Origin of the sequence: Pontibaca salina (genome assembly GCF_016307205.1) — a bacterium.
Classification (GTDB): domain Bacteria; phylum Pseudomonadota; class Alphaproteobacteria; order Rhodobacterales; family Rhodobacteraceae; genus Pontibaca; species Pontibaca salina.
In genome coordinates this window covers 1-333 of record NZ_JAEIJD010000038.1, presented here as the reverse complement: position 1 = coordinate 333, position 333 = coordinate 1, and the positions used below count along the sequence as shown (strand labels likewise).

Genomic DNA, 333 nt, shown 5'->3' with positions numbered 1-333 from the left:
GACAGTTTCCGGGCCGCTGATCCCGACCTCGGCCCCGACCACCTCGATCGGCGCGCTGGCAAGGGTGCGGCGCCCCTCGTTAAGCACATAGCGCAGCTCATAAAGGCCGGTTTCCGCTGGGGCGGTCAGGCGACCCTCGGTTTTCTCACCGACGCGAATATAGGCGCCATAATCGCCCTCCTTGGTGCCGGCGGGGACGATGGTGACGTAATCCCTGTTGTGAATGCTGCTCGACCAGGAGACATCAAAGGCCGCACCGGTGGTGACAGTTTCCGGGCCGCTGATCGCGACCTCGGCCCCGACCACCTCGATCGGCGCGCTGGCAAGGGTGCG

The 333-nt window shown here is 65.8% G+C and carries 1 pseudogene; it reads right to left on the bottom strand.

What is annotated here, in order from left to right:
* A pseudogene (locus JAO82_RS14185) lies at nt 1-333 on the bottom strand (hypothetical protein); the annotation flags it as partial.